We start from the raw sequence: 14,927 nt of genomic DNA, 5'->3' as shown, positions 1-14,927 counted from the left end.
AACTACTATTATTAAATCGGGGTGTCATTATGAGAGTAAAATGTGTGCTTTGCGATAAGATAGAATCGATTGAAAATGAATCATTTCAGGCAAAACGCCTGCGTAACCGGCCTATCCATACGTATATGTGCAAGCCATGCGAAGAAAGAATAACGGAAAAAACCAACCAAAGGGCTGCCACAGGCAACTTTAAGCTATACCGGAGCCGCACGGAAGAAGAGGAATGGTAAAAACCGCCCTTGCCTCCGGGGCTGGAGCAGGCATATTTTTGGGATTATTCCTGAAGGCCGCTGAAACATTGACCAGCAAGAAAGTGTATGTGCTGCTTCTGAATATCGATTTTATTCCCGTGCTGGGAGATATCCGCTGGAGCGAGGCATTTGAATTCTTTTTTCATCTCCTATTTTCGCTGCTGTTAAGCTTTTGCCTGATGCTTATTCTGCAGGCCGGAAAATGCCAGACACTGCGGGGATGCTTTATATGGTCGTTTGCCATCACTTTTCCTGCCCTCCTGCTCTACTTTCCACTCTCCCTTCTGGCAGAGCGGCAGGTACCGCTCCCGGGTGACATGATGGCATTCGGTTTATGGACAGCAGGACATATTCTCTACAGCACAGTCCTCGCCAGCTCCTTTTGGCTGGGAATAAGAAAAACCCGCTTGCCCTGATGGGAAGCGGGTTTTTCTTATAATGGGAAGTTCGGATATTTCTCCGGCTCTTCATTGATTTGATCCAGCATGACATCGATCAGCTCAGCCGGAAAACGGAAGCTTCTTCTTTCATTTTTATCTGTAAAAAAAACAGTGTAAAAATCCGCTTCTTTAACAGCCTCAATCTCTGAAAGCTTCAAGTCCTCAGTCAGAATCGCTTTGAACATTTCTTCCGTTTCTGCAGCTGCAGTGTCCTCCGGCCGTGCATCGCAAACAACCTTGATTGTAAGCCAATTGTAGATTGAATCCTGCAGAGATTTCATCATATCGACCTGCCTCCCCGGCTGCTACATGCCTGCTTCCTGTTTTTTCTGCTGGTGCAGCCTGATTTTATAGATGATCAGGATAAGGGCGGCAACCACCAGGCCCTCCCCAATTGGGAGAAAGACTCCCAAAAAGGTCAGGACCGTGCAGCCCAGGATTAAAAACAAATAAATGACAGCCGACTTTGCCAGGGGGAGCTTTTTGGCGAATCCGAGCTTGAATACGACTACACATAAAAGAATGATGGTTATATAGAGCATCCACATTCCTGATTCAGGATTCTCGTCCACTTTATATAACGCGGCGAAAAAAGACAGGCGTTCAGCAATCATATTGCTCTCCTCCTTTTTAAGTCTTTAGTTCGTTTCTGCGTATTTCTTCTTTTTAGCGATCCGTTCACGTTCGTTCTTATCCAGGATTTTCTTGCGGAGGCGGATGGATTCCGGAGTCACTTCGCAATACTCATCATCATTCAGGTACTCAAGCGCTTCTTCAAGCGTCATGATGCGCGGCTTCTTCATAGTAGCCGTCTGGTCTTTATTGGCAGAACGGATATTGGTAGCCTGTTTTACTTTCGTGATATTGACAGTGATGTCATTTTCACGAGTGTGCTCTCCAACGATCATGCCTTCATAGATTTCTGTGCCGGCTTCCAGGAAGATGATCCCTCTGTCTTCAACCTGCATGATTCCATAGGTAGAAGCTTTTCCGCTTTCCATGGACACAAGAACACCCTGGCGTCTTCCGCCAACCTGGCCCTGTGCCATTGGCTGATAGCTGTCAAAGGAATGGTTGATGATTCCATATCCGCGTGTAAGCGTCAGGAATTCAGTTGTATATCCGATCAGGCCCCGCGCAGGAACGTTAAAGATCAGGCGGACCTGGCCGCTGCCGTTATTGATCATATCAAGCATTTCGCCTTTGCGGGCACCGATTGATTCCATGATAGAACCAGTATGCTCTTCAGGAACATCGATCTGCACGCGCTCAACAGGCTCGCATCTTACGCCATCAATTACTTTTACAATGACTTCCGGCTTTGATACTTGAAGCTCATAGCCTTCACGCCTCATATTTTCAATCAGGATGGAAAGGTGAAGCTCACCGCGTCCTGAAACGACCCATGCATCCGGTGAATCTGTGTTCTCAACGCGAAGGCTAACATCTGTCTGAAGCTGGGCACGAAGCCTTTCTTCAATTTTCCTTGATGTAACGTACTTGCCTTCCCGGCCGGCGAATGGGCTGTTATTGACAAGGAATGTCATCTGCAGTGTAGGCTCGTCGATGCGGAGTACAGGAAGGGCTTCCTGATGCTCAACAGGTGTAACGGTTTCGCCGACATTGATATCTTCCATTCCGGAAACGGCGATCAGGTCCCCTGCCTTCGCTTCCTGGATTTCCTGGCGCTTCAGGCCAAAGAAGCCAAATATCTTGCTTACACGGAATTGTTTGACACTTCCGTCAAGCTTCATGAGTGCGACCTGCTGGCCGACCTGCATGGTTCCGCGGAACACACGGCCAATCCCGATTCTTCCTACATAGTCATTATAGTCAAGAAGGGCAACCTGGAATTGAAGATGCTCTTCACTGTTATCAACTGGTGCAGGGATATGGTCGACAATCGCATCATAAAGGGACTGCATGTTCTCATCCTGCTTTTCAGGATCAGTGCTTGCTGTTCCATTGATGGCAGAAGCATAAATGACAGGGAACTCAAGCTGTTCTTCATTGGCATCAAGCTCGATGAACAGGTCAATGACTTCATCGATGACTTCTGCAGGACGCGCAAAGTCACGGTCGATTTTGTTGACAACAACAATTGGCGTCAGGTTCTGTTCAAGCGCTTTTTTCAGTACAAAGCGCGTCTGCGGCATACAGCCTTCATATGCGTCGACAACAAGCAGAACACCGTCAACCATTTTCATGATACGCTCAACCTCGCCGCCAAAGTCAGCGTGGCCCGGGGTATCTAGGATATTGATTCTTGTATCTTTGTACTGGACGGCTGTATTTTTAGCCAGGATGGTAATTCCGCGCTCTCTTTCAAGGTCATTGGAATCCATCGCACGTTCTTCCACATGCTCATTAGTCCGGAAAGTTCCTGACTGTTTCAGCAGCTGGTCAACAAGTGTCGTTTTTCCGTGGTCAACGTGGGCAATAATCGCGATATTGCGAAGATCTTCTCTGATTTTCAAAAAATTCACTCCTAGCTATATTTTAAGCTAATTTATTTTAAAGCTTTATAAACAATCACAACTAAAACATTATACCATAATGACAGTGGTAAACTAAAAGTTTTTTGTGTAAAATATATTTTAAAGAAAAGAACACATATCTACACTATACCTAAAGACTGGGCTTGATATACATTTTCAATGCTTCAATCCTGGACTTGCTTTAGATTTAAGTGAATCTTCAGGTGCCTGGTTCCGGTTAAACTTTAGGGAGGGGGATTATTTTGAAAAACATTAAGTGGCCTTTAATATTCTTTGCCGTGGCAGCAGCAGCCTGCATCATGGGTGTCGGCATATCGATTGCCGAGAAAAGTATATTCGGCGTAATTGCCTGCATTGCAGCCCTTGTGCTTGTGATGGGCTTCGGATTTAAAACCAAGAAGAAAATGCGCGAAAATGGATTATTATAACTATAGAACCAGCGAAGAAGCCGGCCCATTGGGGGTCCGGCTTCTTTTTATAGTCTGTTGCTGTTCATGGCTGAATAGGCTTCAGCAAAAGGAGGTGCTCTTTGCCTCCATCATCTTTTTCGGATTTATACTGCTCAAAGCCGCTTTTCGAAAAAAACTCCAGCCAGCCGGATTCACTTGCAGGAACAGCGGCAAATACCGCCTTATTCTCTGCAGCCAATTCTTCCCCCAGTGCCAAGAGAATCCCGCGGCCAAGGCCTGTCCCTCTTCTGTCCGGATCAACAAGGATAGTCCCGAGCCAAGGCTTCTGGTTAGAAGGCGCTCTTCTTACATGGAAGGTAACACCCGCCCTTTCACCATCCTTCTCCCACACTCTCCACTCTCCATCGAGTTCCGTATACGCACCTATATATTCCTCAATGCCCCTCCCCTGTGCCTCATGCACAAGCCATTCTCCTGAATGGTCAGCCAAATATTGAAAAAAAGCATAATCTCCGGCTGAAAGGCTCCTTGAGGTGATCTTACCAGCTGCCATTCTGCAAATAGTCCCTGAGGATCTTTTCATGCAGGCCAGGCTTGCAGATGAAAACTGAGCTTTGCTCTAACAGGTTCAGATCTTCCCCTTTCAGGGTAGTCGCTTTGCCCCCCAATTCAGTTATAAGGATATTCCCTCCAGCAAAGTCCCACGGGGCCAGTCTCAGTGATATATATGCATCGATGCGGCCTGTCGCAACATAGGCCATTTCAATAGCGGCAGATCCGTATGACCTGGTGCCTCTGACATCCCTGACAAGCGGGGCCAGCAGGCTTGGGTCGATCCTTTTGTTTTCAGTGACCCAGGTGGCATTAAGCCCTATGATTGCATCCTGGACACTTGCTTCTTCCAGTTTCGGTATTTGCATATCGTCCAGATAAGCGCCTTTACCCTGGAAAGCATGATAAAGCTCATCATGGACCACATCGTAAATAAGGCCGATCTTTCCAACCCCATCTTCATATATCCCGATCGATATGGCGAAATTCCTTTGCTGATGAACAAAGTTCATTGTTCCATCAATTGGGTCGATGATCCAGACAACTCCATCCAGATCCTCTATTTTGTCGCCAAATCCTTCTTCGCCAAATATGCGGTGTTCAGGATATGTTTCATTGATTTTGCTGATAAAATACTGCTCGGTCGCCTGGTCAATGTCAGTCACAAGATCATTCCGGTTGGATTTCGTTTCAATAGTCAGCGTTTTTTTGAAAGAATCCTTGATCCGTCTTCCGGCTTCTTTTACCCATCCTTTTGCTTTTTCATCAATATGATCCCAGTTCGTCATTTCTCTTTCCTCCGTAAAGGCCGGGCTCCAGCTGCCAACGCCCTGGGGCCGGCCATATATTAATGATAAGATTATCGGAAATGCAGGAACTTCTCAAGCATAGTGTCCCTCCGCATCACTCTATTAAGCAATATCATTCTTTTTTCCCTTCAGTAAAAATAATAAACGGACTCCAGCCATGTTCCCGGAGCCCGTTTTTATTTTCTATAGAAGTTTTCAGCTGACCATTGTGACATTTTTTCTCCTTTTTAATGAACCTTTATATATTTAAATAAATGCAAGAGCCTTTCTCTTACAGCGCTTTAAGCCTGACCAGCTCTTCACGTATCTTTTCGAGCTTTTGTTTTGTTCTTCTTTTGACATTCTCATTATTGTCGCCCATTGCTTCGAAAAGTGTCGCCAGTTCATAATCCATTTCAAGCCTCAGTACGGCGGTTCTTTCCTTTTCACCGGCTTTTTTCTTTACAGAATTCATCAATTGTTTCATGATCTTGCACCCCTTCCGGTTTTGGTTGAATTTTCAGATATCTTTTTTTATTATAATATGAAGTCCTCAAAGCAGTTGCAACAAAATTGTGCTGATACCCATTGCCTGTAAATAAAGAGGTCAGAAGCTGTTCATTTCCCCTTTTTCCTGCGCTGTGCTACAATGTTGCCAAAATCAGCAGGAGGTTATACATATGCCATTCAGCGGCTTTTCCAATGCAGACTTCGATGTTTTTAAAATAGATGGACTAGAAGAAAGAATGGATAGCTTGAAAGAAAATATCCGTCCAAAGCTTGAGGAGCTGGGCAGCTATTTTGCGCCGGGCTTATCAGCTCTTACAGGAGATGAAATGCATCCCCATGTTGCCAAGCATGCCAGAAGGACAATCAATCCGCCAAATGATACCTGGGTTGCCTTTGCGGCTAATCCAAGAGGTTATAAAATGCTCCCCCATTTTCAGATCGGATTATGGGAAAGCCATGTGTTCATTTGGTTTGCCACCATTTACGAAGCACCTAATAAAAAGGAATTCGGGGCTGCATTAAAGAAAAACTTAAGCGAAATCTACAGCAGCATCCCCGGCAGCTATGTATGGTCAGGAGATCACACAAAGCCTGGCGCCGTTTCTCACAGTTCCCTTGATAAGGCAGAACTTGGGGCAATGTTCGACCGCCTCGAAAATGTTAAAAAGGCGGAAATCCTCTGCGGTGTCAACATACCGCGTGAAGAAGCCATCAAGCTCAGCGCTGAGGAATTCCTGCAGAGAGCTGATTCTGTATTTAAAAATCTATTACCCCTATACAAAATGGCATAAACGGGGCCAGACGCCCAAACTGCCAAAAGAACCTGCATAAGATCGATGCAGGTTCTTTTGTTTACTTCATTTTTACTTTGTCCCCGGCTTTTGCCTCTTTGGCTGCTTTTACGGAACGGTATGGCGAATACCCGCTTGTTTCTTCAAATTCGCTGCAGACTGTCTTTTCCTGTGCCTTGCCTGGTACAATTTCTTTAAAACGGCGGTACGAATCCATAAGGATTTCCCTGTCGACCCCTTTTTCATAAGCGGCTTCAACGCTCTCAAAGAACTTTATCACGTCTACAATTTCTTCTGTCGACCAATCCGGGTCGATTGGATATTGATATTCCAAAGATGTTCACTCCTCTTCAAGCATCTTAGCTGATTTTAACCAGTCCAAGAAAATTTTGCAATTCTTGTCCTAGTCTGCCCATGAGCGCCGGATATCTTCTGCTTCTTTAATCATCCTGCTCACAAGATCCCCGGCTGAAGGAATATCCTTGATCATGCCCATTACCTGCCCTGCCCAAGCAAATCCTTCATCTTCGTTGCCATTATGGATATAGCGCTTGTTTGCCTGCCCGCTTATATAATCCTTCAGTTCTTCATAACTGCCATTATTCTTTTCAATTTCCAAAATTCTATTTGCCCATGAATTGGCAATGACCCTCGCCGGTGCCCCGATCGAACGTTTAATGACGAGGGTGTCGTTTTCCGAGCCCCCGACAAGCTTTTCTTTATACAGCTTTGAAGCATGCACGCATTCCTCTGTTGCCACAAACCTAGTGCCCATTTCAATTCCTTCCGCACCAAGGCTCAAGGCGGCCATCAGGCCCCTTCCGTCGCCGATCCCGCCAGAGGCGATCACTGGAATTGACACAGCATCTGACACCTGGGGAACAAGCACCATCGTCCCGGTATCCGTCCTTCCAAGATGCCCTCCCCCCTCCTGGCCGACAACCATTACTGCATCCGCGCCGAGTTCTTCTGCTTTAACAGCCTGCCTTCTTGCCGCCACAAGCACTAGCTTCTTGACATCGGTCCCCTTCAGCATCTCAAAGATCGGGGCAGGATTACCGCCCGTCATGGAAATGACCGGGACACCCTCCTGAAGCGCAGCTTCTATGAAATCTTCGAATGGCCGGCCGTGCTGCCCGATGGCAAAATTAACGCCAAAAGGCTTTTCCGTTATTTTTTTGACCTTTCTGATTTCCTCTTTGAGCTCCTCCGGCGAAGGCAGCGACATGGCCGTTATCTGGCCCAGCCCGCCTGCATTGGAAACCGCTCCTGCAAGCTCAGAATATGCAAGATGGGCAAGGCCTCCCTGTATGATCGGGTACTCTATGTCCAATAGTTCCGTTACTCTAGTCTGCCATTTCATCTTCGTCTCTCCTTTTCCTTCTCGATTCTACTTCGAATACTTCGGGACAGCTGCTGAAAATTCCTTTTTTAACAGGCAGGAAACTGGAGATGTACTGTTTGAACTGCCGGCGAATAGCCAGCAGGTTTTCATCGAATGCTACAGAAAAGGCATATGTTCAGCCGCTCTGGAAATTTGACTGCTCCGGCCGGCTAGAATCGCTTTGCATCCATATGCTTTAATGCTATAATTCATTTGTTTTATAAGTATATTAACGACATTGATTAAAGAGGTGTGGGAATAGTTGCTACAATCTGAAACACCGTTATTCAGCGGTTTACTGGCACATGCAAAAAAGAACCCTATTCAATTTCATATACCCGGCCATAAAAAAGGGGCGGGAATTGACCCGGAGTTCCGTGAATTTATCGGAGATAATGCCCTGTCAATTGATTTGATTAACATTGGCCCCCTTGATGATCTCCATCAGCCAAAAGGAATCATCAAGCAGGCGCAGGACCTGGCTGCAGAAGCATTTGGTGCAGATCATACATTCTTTTCAGTTCAGGGAACCAGCGGAGCGATCATGACGATGGTCATGGCAGTCTGCGGGCCTGGGGACAAAATCATCGTACCAAGAAATGTTCATAAATCGGTGATGTCAGCCATTGTCTTCTCAGGTGCGACCCCTATTTTCATTCACCCGGAGGTTGATGAAAAGCTGGGAATTTCACATGGAATCACTACAGATTCAGTGGAAAAGGCACTTAGCCAGCATCCCGACGCTAAAGGTGTGCTGGTCATCAATCCTACCTATTTTGGAATATCAGCAAACCTGAAGGAGATTGTTGAAATCGCTCATTCCTATGAAGTGCCTGTCCTTGTGGATGAAGCACATGGTGTTCATATTCATTTCCATGAAGACCTGCCGATGTCTGCGATGCAGGCTGGCGCCGATATGGCCGCTACCAGCGTCCATAAACTGGGCGGATCAATGACGCAAAGTTCCATCCTGAATGTTAAAGGAAATCTTGTTTCCCCTAAGCGCGTTCAGTCGATCCTAAGCATGCTGACTACGACCTCTACCTCCTATCTGCTGCTTGCGTCCCTTGATGTTGCAAGAAGAAGGCTCGCTACAGAGGGGAAAGAGCTGATTGAGCGGACAATAGACCTGGCACAGTATATGAGGAGAGAAATCAATGAGGTTGACCGCCTCTACTGTGTCGGTGAAGAGATTCTTGAAACCAAGGCGGCTTATGATTATGATCCGACCAAACTGATTATCTCTGTGAAGGAGTTAAATGTAACAGGATATGATGTAGAAAAATGGCTCCGCGAGAAGTTTAATATCGAGGTCGAGCTATCCGATTTATATAATATCCTCTGCATCATTACTCCAGGAGATACGAAACAGGAGGCAGATGCCCTGCTTGCGGCACTCAGGGAATTATCTGCAGGCGGCCTTCAAGAAACCGAACGCAAGGATGCAAAAGTGATGCTGCCTAATATACCGGTGCTTTCGTTAACGCCGCGGGATGCTTTTTATGCAGAAACTGAACTTGTCCCTTTTGACGAATCTGAAGGGCGCATCATTGCAGAATTCATCATGGTCTACCCTCCAGGAATCCCAATATTCATTCCAGGGGAAATCATCACAAAGGATAATCTTGTCTATATTAAAACAAATATGGAGGCAGGACTGCCTGTCCAGGGACCTGAGGACTACGATTTCAAATTCCTGCGTGTGATTAAAGAGCATAAAGCGATCAGGTAAGAATATATAAAAAAGAAAGCATGCAATTTTTGCATGCTTTCTTCTATAAAATCATTCTTAATGCTGATTCTAATTGCTTTTCTCTTTTTGTCCGCCTTTTCTGCAATTGCATTTCGCATACAGAACCGTTACCTTTTCATCTTCAAAGTGATCGATTGTTGAATTGCAATCCTGACATACAATTGTGCCCATCTGTTCAATCCCCTTTTCGCTGAATTTGGTTTTGAAAGCGTTTTATTTACTCTAAATTAATAATATTATAACATTATTAAAATATCAAGCCTAAATTGTATGACACATTTTGCGTTGTACCGCTTATTTTTTATTCTTTTTTTCCATGGACGAAGAGTCATTCCCTTTCAATAACTTCTATAAGGTTACAGCAACACGCAAGAATGGTAAAATTAAATCAAAATATTCTGTTTTTTAAGAGGAGGTTTCTTCATGTCGAGCAGCGCTTACATAAAACTGGTCAAAACATCAAGCCAGGAAACGATTACAATTCAGGAGGTAAAAAATTTACTGGAATATTATAAATCTATAACCGCAAAAACCGGCGATCAGGTTGATTGGGGTTACAGCAAAGCAGCCTTTCCTTATGAAATAAAGGAATATACACAAGGGGACGGAAAACGGCTATGGCTGCAATCTTTGGATGACCGTTATAATACGATACTGATAGGAGTAGGAACAGAACCGATACAAGATTCTGACAGCACAGAGCGGATCCAATCCTATATACAGCTTACCCTGCCGGAAAATGCAGCAATGGGCGACAAAAGCAAAGCGAATGAGTTCTGCAAATTTTTAGCCAAGAAACTCCATGCTGAACTGCAGCTGTTCAACGGCAGAATTATGTACTTTAACGGGCGAAAATAATAAGGTATGATAATATAGATTCGTTGAAATAAGTTTCAGGTATTAAGGAGTTGTCACTTTGAAGAAAAGAGTCCTAATCATCATAATAGTCAGTCTGGCTTTTACATTGGTGTCCCCTTTCATCTTTGACGCAAGGCTGGAAGACAAGCCGGATTCATTAACACAGAATCTTCTTTTCGGTGGCCCTTTCCCTTTTGCCGAGCAGACCAGCTATCTGCCAGAGCAGGAGGATTCATATCCGGTGGTTATACAATTTGAATCTCCGCTGGAAAAAGAAACGAATTACAAGCTTACGCCCCTCGTGTTGACAGAGCTGAGCTATTTTCTATTCTTTTTCGCAGTCACTACTATAATAGCCAGATTATTCAAAGGGAATGTTAGAAGGTAAGAAGAAAGAGCGGCACTCGATTGCCGCTCTTTTTCTGCTTTATAAAGCTGTTTGGATCCTGTCAGGATCCACAATTTCATACCCTTTTGCCTGCAGGCCCTTTACAATCCCTTCCAGCGCTGCATTCGTCCAATCTCTGTCATGCATCAGGAGATTGGCTCCGTCGGTCAGATATGGGGAATTGACCATGATATCCGTCAAAGCCTCTTTGTTTTGATAGTCCTTTTCCCAATCATATCCATATGTCCAGTTCATGAGCTCCATACCTTCCGCTGCAGCAGCCTCCCTGCTTGCATCGGTATTGATCCCAAAAGGAGCCCTGAAAAACCGAGGCTTTTCCCCGATGATTTCTTCTACACGTTTATTTAATTTCAGCACCTCTTCTTTTTGCTGTGCCGGAGAAATTTCCTTTAAATTACTGTGGCTGTATGTATGGTTCCCAATTGGAAAACCAAGACTATGTATCTCTTTTAATTTTTCTTCTTCCTCCGGGGTATCCAGAAAATGCCCGTTAACAAAGAATATAGCGTTAACACCCAGCCGTTTCAATGTTTTGGCCATCTCTACAGCATGTTTATCAGGTGCATCGTCAATGGTAAGGAGCACCACCTTTTTATTTGCATCTGCCAGCGGCTCAATGGTCCAGTTGTTTTCATTAATGCGGTATAAAGGCTCTTTATCCTCCGTTTCAGCCGGCTGTTCCTCCTGGGATCCGGTCTCCTCAATATCTGTACCGCTTGCCTCTCCGCTTTCAACGGCTTCTTCCGCATCGCTGCTTGCCTGCTCTTCAGCCGTTTCCACGGCATTTTTCGTCTCTTCTCCCTTATCTTCGCCTGCTTCTCCAACTGCACCGCACGCAGAAAGCAGCATGGCAGACAGCGCCAAGGCGGCAGTTTTTTTATACATCATTACCCCTCCAATAAGCGTTATGCTTTTTATTATACTTATAAAATGTTAAGATAGAAAACGGTTTGTAACTGGTAGAGACAATCGAAATAACTCCCCCTTTTTATCCGTAAAGTATTTCTATCTGCTGTTTTCCCTAAACCACTGTTTCCACACAATACTATTTTCTAAACATAAAACTGCAGCCCATTCCTCAGGAATGGCAGAGCCTGCACATATGTACGATTTGATTTGGAGGGATTGGATGAAGAAACTGACACCAGTTTTTTGGGTATCAGTTATCGTAACTGTATTATTTATTATCTGGGGGCTTATTCCAAAAAGGATATTGCCTCATGCAAATTTAGACGTTGTTACACAAAATGTTCAAGGATTCATCCTTGAGAAATTCGGCTGGTTCTATATGCTGTCAGCCTCTGTCTTTTTACTTTTTGCTATTGTACTTATTTTCACAAAGTATGGAAACATTCGTTTAGGGAAAGATAATGAGCAGCCCGAATTCGGTTATTTAACCTGGTTTGCGATGCTGTTCAGTGCAGGAATGGGGATAGGCCTTGTATTCTGGGGATCTGCAGAGCCTATGTATCATTATTTCGATCCGCCATTCGGCGACGGAGAAACGCCGGATTCAGCCAGAGCAGCCATGAGATATTCCTTTTTTCACTGGGGACTCCATCCTTGGGCCATCTATGCAGTGATAGCCCTCGCTTTGGCTTACTTCCAGTTCAGGAAAGGCGCTCCAGGAGTCATCAGCTCCGTGCTTCGTCCCATCTTTGGGGATAAAGTCGACGGTTTCCTTGGTATCCTGATCAATTTCATCGCAGTATTTGCAACGGTCTTCGGTGTAGCCACTTCACTGGGGCTGGGCGCCATTCAAATCAGCGGAGGCCTGTCACATGTGTTCAGCGGCATCAGCAACGGCATCGGGACACAGATGATCATTATAGCCGTTGTCACGGTTTTATTTATGATCTCTGCCCAGACAGGCCTTAACAAAGGCATTAAATACTTAAGTAATCTCAATATCATACTGGCCATTCTTCTGCTGCTGTTCATGCTCTTTGTTGGCCCGACCAATTTTATTATGGATCTATTCACGACTACCATCGGTTCTTACTTGCAGAACCTGCCTTCCATGAGCTTCAGGCTCAGCCCGTTTGACCAGGAGCTGACATGGTTCCAGGATTGGACCATTTTCTATTGGGCATGGTGGATTGCCTGGGCTCCTTTTGTCGGAACTTTCATTGCACGGATTTCAAAAGGCAGGACCATCAGGGAGTTTGTCATCGGTGTCCTTGCTGTACCAACATTATTCGGTGCGCTATGGTTTTCAGTATTCGGAGGAACCGGTATTTTCCTCGAGTTCTTTGAAAATACGCCAATCATGGATACGATGAACGAGAATGGAATGGAGATCGCTTTATTTGCTGTCTTTGAACACTTCCCGTTTTCAATAGTGCTGTCCTTGCTTGCCATCTTCCTTATCAGCACCTTTTTCATCACTTCAGCGGACTCGGCAACCTTCGTGCTCGGCATGCAAACGACGAACGGAAGCCTGAACCCGCCAAATAAAGTTAAATTTGTATGGGGCATCATACAATCTGCTTCTGCAGCCATACTGCTGTGGACAGGCGGCCTTGAAGCACTGCAGCGTGCATCTATTATTGCCGCCCTGCCATTTACAGTTATTATGCTCCTGATTGTAGTTTCACTGATGAAAGCTTTAAAAGAAGAAAATGTGAGCGGCACAAAAGAAAAACAACAAAAATCTGCATAATAAAAAAGCTTCGGGATGATCTATCCCGAAGCTTTTTTGGTTGGTGCATTTTTATATAGCATTGTTAATCCTGCTGCGGTTGTGATTTTTCAAAAGTGCGGCTACAGGTTATCTTCTGGGACCGCTATTTTTCCTTTTCCCAAGAATAGTGGTCCTAGCTCACCTGGCTGGGACCGCTATTTTTCCTTTTCCTAAGAATAGTGGTCCTAGCTCACCTGGCTGGGACCGCTATTTTTCCTTTTCCTAAGAATAGTGGTCCTAGCTCACCTGGCTGGGACCGCTATTTTTCCTTTTCCCAAGAATAGTGGTTCTAGTTCACCTGGCTGGGACCGCTATTTTTTCTTTTCCCAAGAATAGTGGTTCTAGCTCACCCCACTGGGACCGCTATTTTTCCTTTTCCCAAGAATAGTGGTCCTAGCTCACCTGGCTGGAACCGCTATTTTTTCTTTTTCCAAGAATAGCGGTTCTAGCTCACCCCACTGGAACCGCTATTTTTTCTTTTCCCAAGAATAGCGGTTCTAGCTCACCCCACTGGAACCGCTATTTTTTCTTTTCCCAAGAATAGTGGTTCTAGCTCACCCCACTGGAACCGCTATTTTTTCTTTCACAAGAAATAGTGGTCTCAGCTGCCCATGCTGCCGTCACCTTATGCCTTCGGATGGTCCTCACTCGCTTCATTTGACCTGAGAAGCAAAAGTCTGCAGGCTGCCTTATAAATTTCGTCCAACTGTCTCCAGGTACTCTCAATAATGAATAAATGCCAGAGCCGCCTGAAAGGAACCATACAGCCCCAAAGACAGCATAGTGACCATAAAAGTTCTCTTCGGTGATTTTATGATGAAATTACCTAAAATAACAGCAAGATAAAAAAATACAAAAAACATAAGAACATTATAAACTGGATGGTCATGCTTAGAAAGCCACTCCAGAAAAGTATAGCCGCTCCATATGATCAGCTGGATCATAATCACCGAATAAGTCTTCATATAAACACCGCCAATTGCAATATATATTCCCTTCCTATGTTTGCTTGTAATCCAGGCTTATATGTATTATATGTACCACTCCGGCCGTGTATTTTTCAATTTCGTAACAATTGGGTGACAAGCGGAGATATTACTATTTATTATGTTAAAATATGGGCTATTATGACGAAATTATTTACAGCTTTTAACACATTGAGAGAAGAAAAGGTGAGCATAAATGAAGAGATTCCGTTTTTTGCTGTTAGCTTCTTTTATGATTTTGACCGTTTCCTGCAGCAAGACGAAAGCTGCCGATGATTTAATGCTTGATAGCTCGCAGAAGCAGGTGATTTTCTTTACAGATGAATCTGATTACCAAAATGAAGCACCATATTATGATGCGATCATAGAATTGAAAAAGGAATATCCGGATGAAATGAAGAAAATGAAAGTCATAACTGCTGCCAAGGCGAAAAAGTATTATCATACTTTTGACATTAAAGGATGCCCGGCCATTTTGGTTTTGCACCAGAACAGGATTACAGCAAAAGTGAATGGCGATGCATCAAAAGATAAAATCATTGAACCGCTGTCTAAAGCACTTAGCAACGGCACATAAAAAAGACCTTCCCTCTTTTGTGAGGAAAGGTCTTTTC

The 14,927-nt window shown here is 44.7% G+C and carries 20 protein-coding genes; 9 read left to right on the top strand and 11 right to left on the bottom strand.

Features of this window, described 5'->3' with window-relative positions; translation table 11 throughout:
- Positions 1–29 precede the first annotated feature (29 nt).
- Together FZD51_RS05125 and FZD51_RS05120 are read left to right on the top strand one after the other, a co-directional pair.
- The gene (locus FZD51_RS05125) at positions 30–230 is read left to right on the top strand and encodes a YlaI family protein (RefSeq protein ID WP_009791115.1); all 201 of its coding nucleotides are present in this window, start codon (positions 30–32) and stop codon (positions 228–230) included.
- On the top strand, positions 224–667 hold the full coding sequence (locus tag FZD51_RS05120; protein ID WP_148973779.1) for a hypothetical protein: 444 nt from the start codon (positions 224–226) through the stop codon (positions 665–667). Before FZD51_RS05125 ends, FZD51_RS05120 begins: the two co-directional genes overlap by 7 nt.
- Positions 668–684: 17 nt before the next feature.
- On the opposite strand, the gene FZD51_RS05115 is transcribed toward FZD51_RS05120, so the two are convergent.
- Genes FZD51_RS05115 through typA form a run of 3 tightly spaced genes read right to left on the bottom strand, consistent with a single transcriptional unit; the run spans position 685 to position 3,168 of the window.
- Positions 685–972 (bottom strand): hypothetical protein, encoded by a 288-nt coding sequence (locus FZD51_RS05115; protein WP_035401075.1) that lies wholly within the window; start codon positions 970–972, stop codon positions 685–687.
- A gap of 24 nt (positions 973–996) precedes the next feature.
- The gene (locus tag FZD51_RS05110) at positions 997–1,305 is read right to left on the bottom strand and encodes a YlaH-like family protein (protein WP_148973777.1); all 309 of its coding nucleotides are present in this window, start codon (positions 1,303–1,305) and stop codon (positions 997–999) included.
- A 24-nt stretch (positions 1,306–1,329) separates the two neighbouring features.
- Entirely contained in the window at positions 1,330–3,168 is a 1,839-nt protein-coding gene (typA, locus tag FZD51_RS05105) for a translational GTPase TypA (RefSeq protein ID WP_148973776.1), read from the bottom strand.
- Positions 3,169–3,431: 263 nt separating this feature from the next.
- Here typA and FZD51_RS05100 point away from each other — a divergent pair, with 263 nt between their 5' ends.
- Positions 3,432–3,617, top strand: a complete 186-nt coding sequence (locus FZD51_RS05100; protein WP_148973775.1) for a YlaF family protein — start codon at positions 3,432–3,434, stop codon at positions 3,615–3,617.
- A gap of 64 nt (positions 3,618–3,681) precedes the next feature.
- On the opposite strand, the gene FZD51_RS05095 is transcribed toward FZD51_RS05100, so the two are convergent.
- The 3 genes from FZD51_RS05095 to FZD51_RS05085 form a co-directional block, all read right to left on the bottom strand.
- Complete coding sequence (locus tag FZD51_RS05095) at positions 3,682–4,152, bottom strand: GNAT family N-acetyltransferase (RefSeq protein WP_187445636.1); 471 nt, start codon at positions 4,150–4,152, stop codon at positions 3,682–3,684.
- Positions 4,139–4,939, bottom strand: a complete 801-nt coding sequence (locus FZD51_RS05090) for an inositol monophosphatase family protein (RefSeq protein ID WP_148973773.1) — start codon at positions 4,937–4,939, stop codon at positions 4,139–4,141. Before FZD51_RS05090 ends, FZD51_RS05095 begins: the two co-directional genes overlap by 14 nt.
- A gap of 292 nt (positions 4,940–5,231) precedes the next feature.
- Positions 5,232–5,426 carry a hypothetical protein gene (locus FZD51_RS05085; RefSeq protein WP_148973772.1) on the bottom strand — a complete coding sequence of 65 codons (195 nt, stop codon included), beginning with the start codon at positions 5,424–5,426 and terminating at the stop codon, positions 5,232–5,234.
- Positions 5,427–5,619: 193 nt separating this feature from the next.
- Here FZD51_RS05085 and FZD51_RS05080 point away from each other — a divergent pair, with 193 nt between their 5' ends.
- Positions 5,620–6,240: a YktB family protein gene (locus FZD51_RS05080; protein ID WP_148973771.1), complete on the top strand. Its 621-nt coding sequence runs from the start codon at positions 5,620–5,622 to the stop codon at positions 6,238–6,240.
- Positions 6,241–6,301: 61 nt separating this feature from the next.
- Here the strand turns inward: FZD51_RS05080 and FZD51_RS05075 are convergent, their stop codons facing one another.
- Complete coding sequence (locus FZD51_RS05075; RefSeq protein WP_009791105.1) at positions 6,302–6,574, bottom strand: UPF0223 family protein; 273 nt, start codon at positions 6,572–6,574, stop codon at positions 6,302–6,304.
- A 69-nt stretch (positions 6,575–6,643) separates the two neighbouring features.
- Positions 6,644–7,603, bottom strand: coding sequence for an NAD(P)H-dependent flavin oxidoreductase (locus FZD51_RS05070; RefSeq protein WP_148973770.1), 960 nt, complete (start codon positions 7,601–7,603; stop codon positions 6,644–6,646).
- Positions 7,604–7,886: 283 nt separating this feature from the next.
- Here FZD51_RS05070 and FZD51_RS05065 point away from each other — a divergent pair, with 283 nt between their 5' ends.
- The gene (locus FZD51_RS05065) at positions 7,887–9,356 is read left to right on the top strand and encodes an aminotransferase class I/II-fold pyridoxal phosphate-dependent enzyme (protein ID WP_148973769.1); all 1,470 of its coding nucleotides are present in this window, start codon (positions 7,887–7,889) and stop codon (positions 9,354–9,356) included.
- Positions 9,357–9,425: 69 nt separating this feature from the next.
- Here the strand turns inward: FZD51_RS05065 and FZD51_RS05060 are convergent, their stop codons facing one another.
- Positions 9,426–9,548: a GapA-binding peptide SR1P gene (locus tag FZD51_RS05060; RefSeq protein WP_083783061.1), complete on the bottom strand. Its 123-nt coding sequence runs from the start codon at positions 9,546–9,548 to the stop codon at positions 9,426–9,428.
- Positions 9,549–9,800: 252 nt separating this feature from the next.
- On the opposite strand from FZD51_RS05060, the gene FZD51_RS05055 reads away from it, so the two are divergent.
- Positions 9,801–10,235, top strand: a complete 435-nt coding sequence (locus tag FZD51_RS05055; RefSeq protein ID WP_148973768.1) for a DUF1885 family protein — start codon at positions 9,801–9,803, stop codon at positions 10,233–10,235.
- 58 nt (positions 10,236–10,293) lie between these two features.
- Positions 10,294–10,623 carry a hypothetical protein gene (locus FZD51_RS05050; RefSeq protein WP_148973767.1) on the top strand — a complete coding sequence of 110 codons (330 nt, stop codon included), beginning with the start codon at positions 10,294–10,296 and terminating at the stop codon, positions 10,621–10,623.
- Positions 10,624–10,662: 39 nt separating this feature from the next.
- Here the strand turns inward: FZD51_RS05050 and FZD51_RS05045 are convergent, their stop codons facing one another.
- Positions 10,663–11,532, bottom strand: coding sequence for a polysaccharide deacetylase family protein (locus FZD51_RS05045; RefSeq protein WP_148973766.1), 870 nt, complete (start codon positions 11,530–11,532; stop codon positions 10,663–10,665).
- Positions 11,533–11,773: 241 nt separating this feature from the next.
- Here FZD51_RS05045 and FZD51_RS05040 point away from each other — a divergent pair, with 241 nt between their 5' ends.
- Positions 11,774–13,306: a glycine betaine uptake BCCT transporter gene (locus FZD51_RS05040; protein ID WP_148973765.1), complete on the top strand. Its 1,533-nt coding sequence runs from the start codon at positions 11,774–11,776 to the stop codon at positions 13,304–13,306.
- Positions 13,307–14,049: 743 nt separating this feature from the next.
- Here the strand turns inward: FZD51_RS05040 and FZD51_RS05035 are convergent.
- Complete coding sequence (locus tag FZD51_RS05035; RefSeq protein ID WP_094768895.1) at positions 14,050–14,292, bottom strand: hypothetical protein; 243 nt, start codon at positions 14,290–14,292, stop codon at positions 14,050–14,052.
- Positions 14,293–14,509: 217 nt separating this feature from the next.
- Between FZD51_RS05035 and FZD51_RS05030 the strand changes: the two genes are divergently transcribed.
- Positions 14,510–14,890 (top strand): small peptidoglycan-associated lipoprotein, encoded by a 381-nt coding sequence (locus FZD51_RS05030; protein WP_262380710.1) that lies wholly within the window; start codon positions 14,510–14,512, stop codon positions 14,888–14,890.
- Positions 14,891–14,927: the final 37 nt, after the last annotated feature.

It is taken from the genome of Bacillus infantis, from assembly GCF_008180445.1.
Classification (GTDB): Bacteria; Bacillota; Bacilli; order Bacillales; family Cytobacillaceae; genus Bacillus_AB; species Bacillus_AB infantis_B.
The sequence above is the reverse complement of the archived record's forward strand: the minus strand, read 5'-3'. Positions and strand labels throughout refer to the sequence as shown.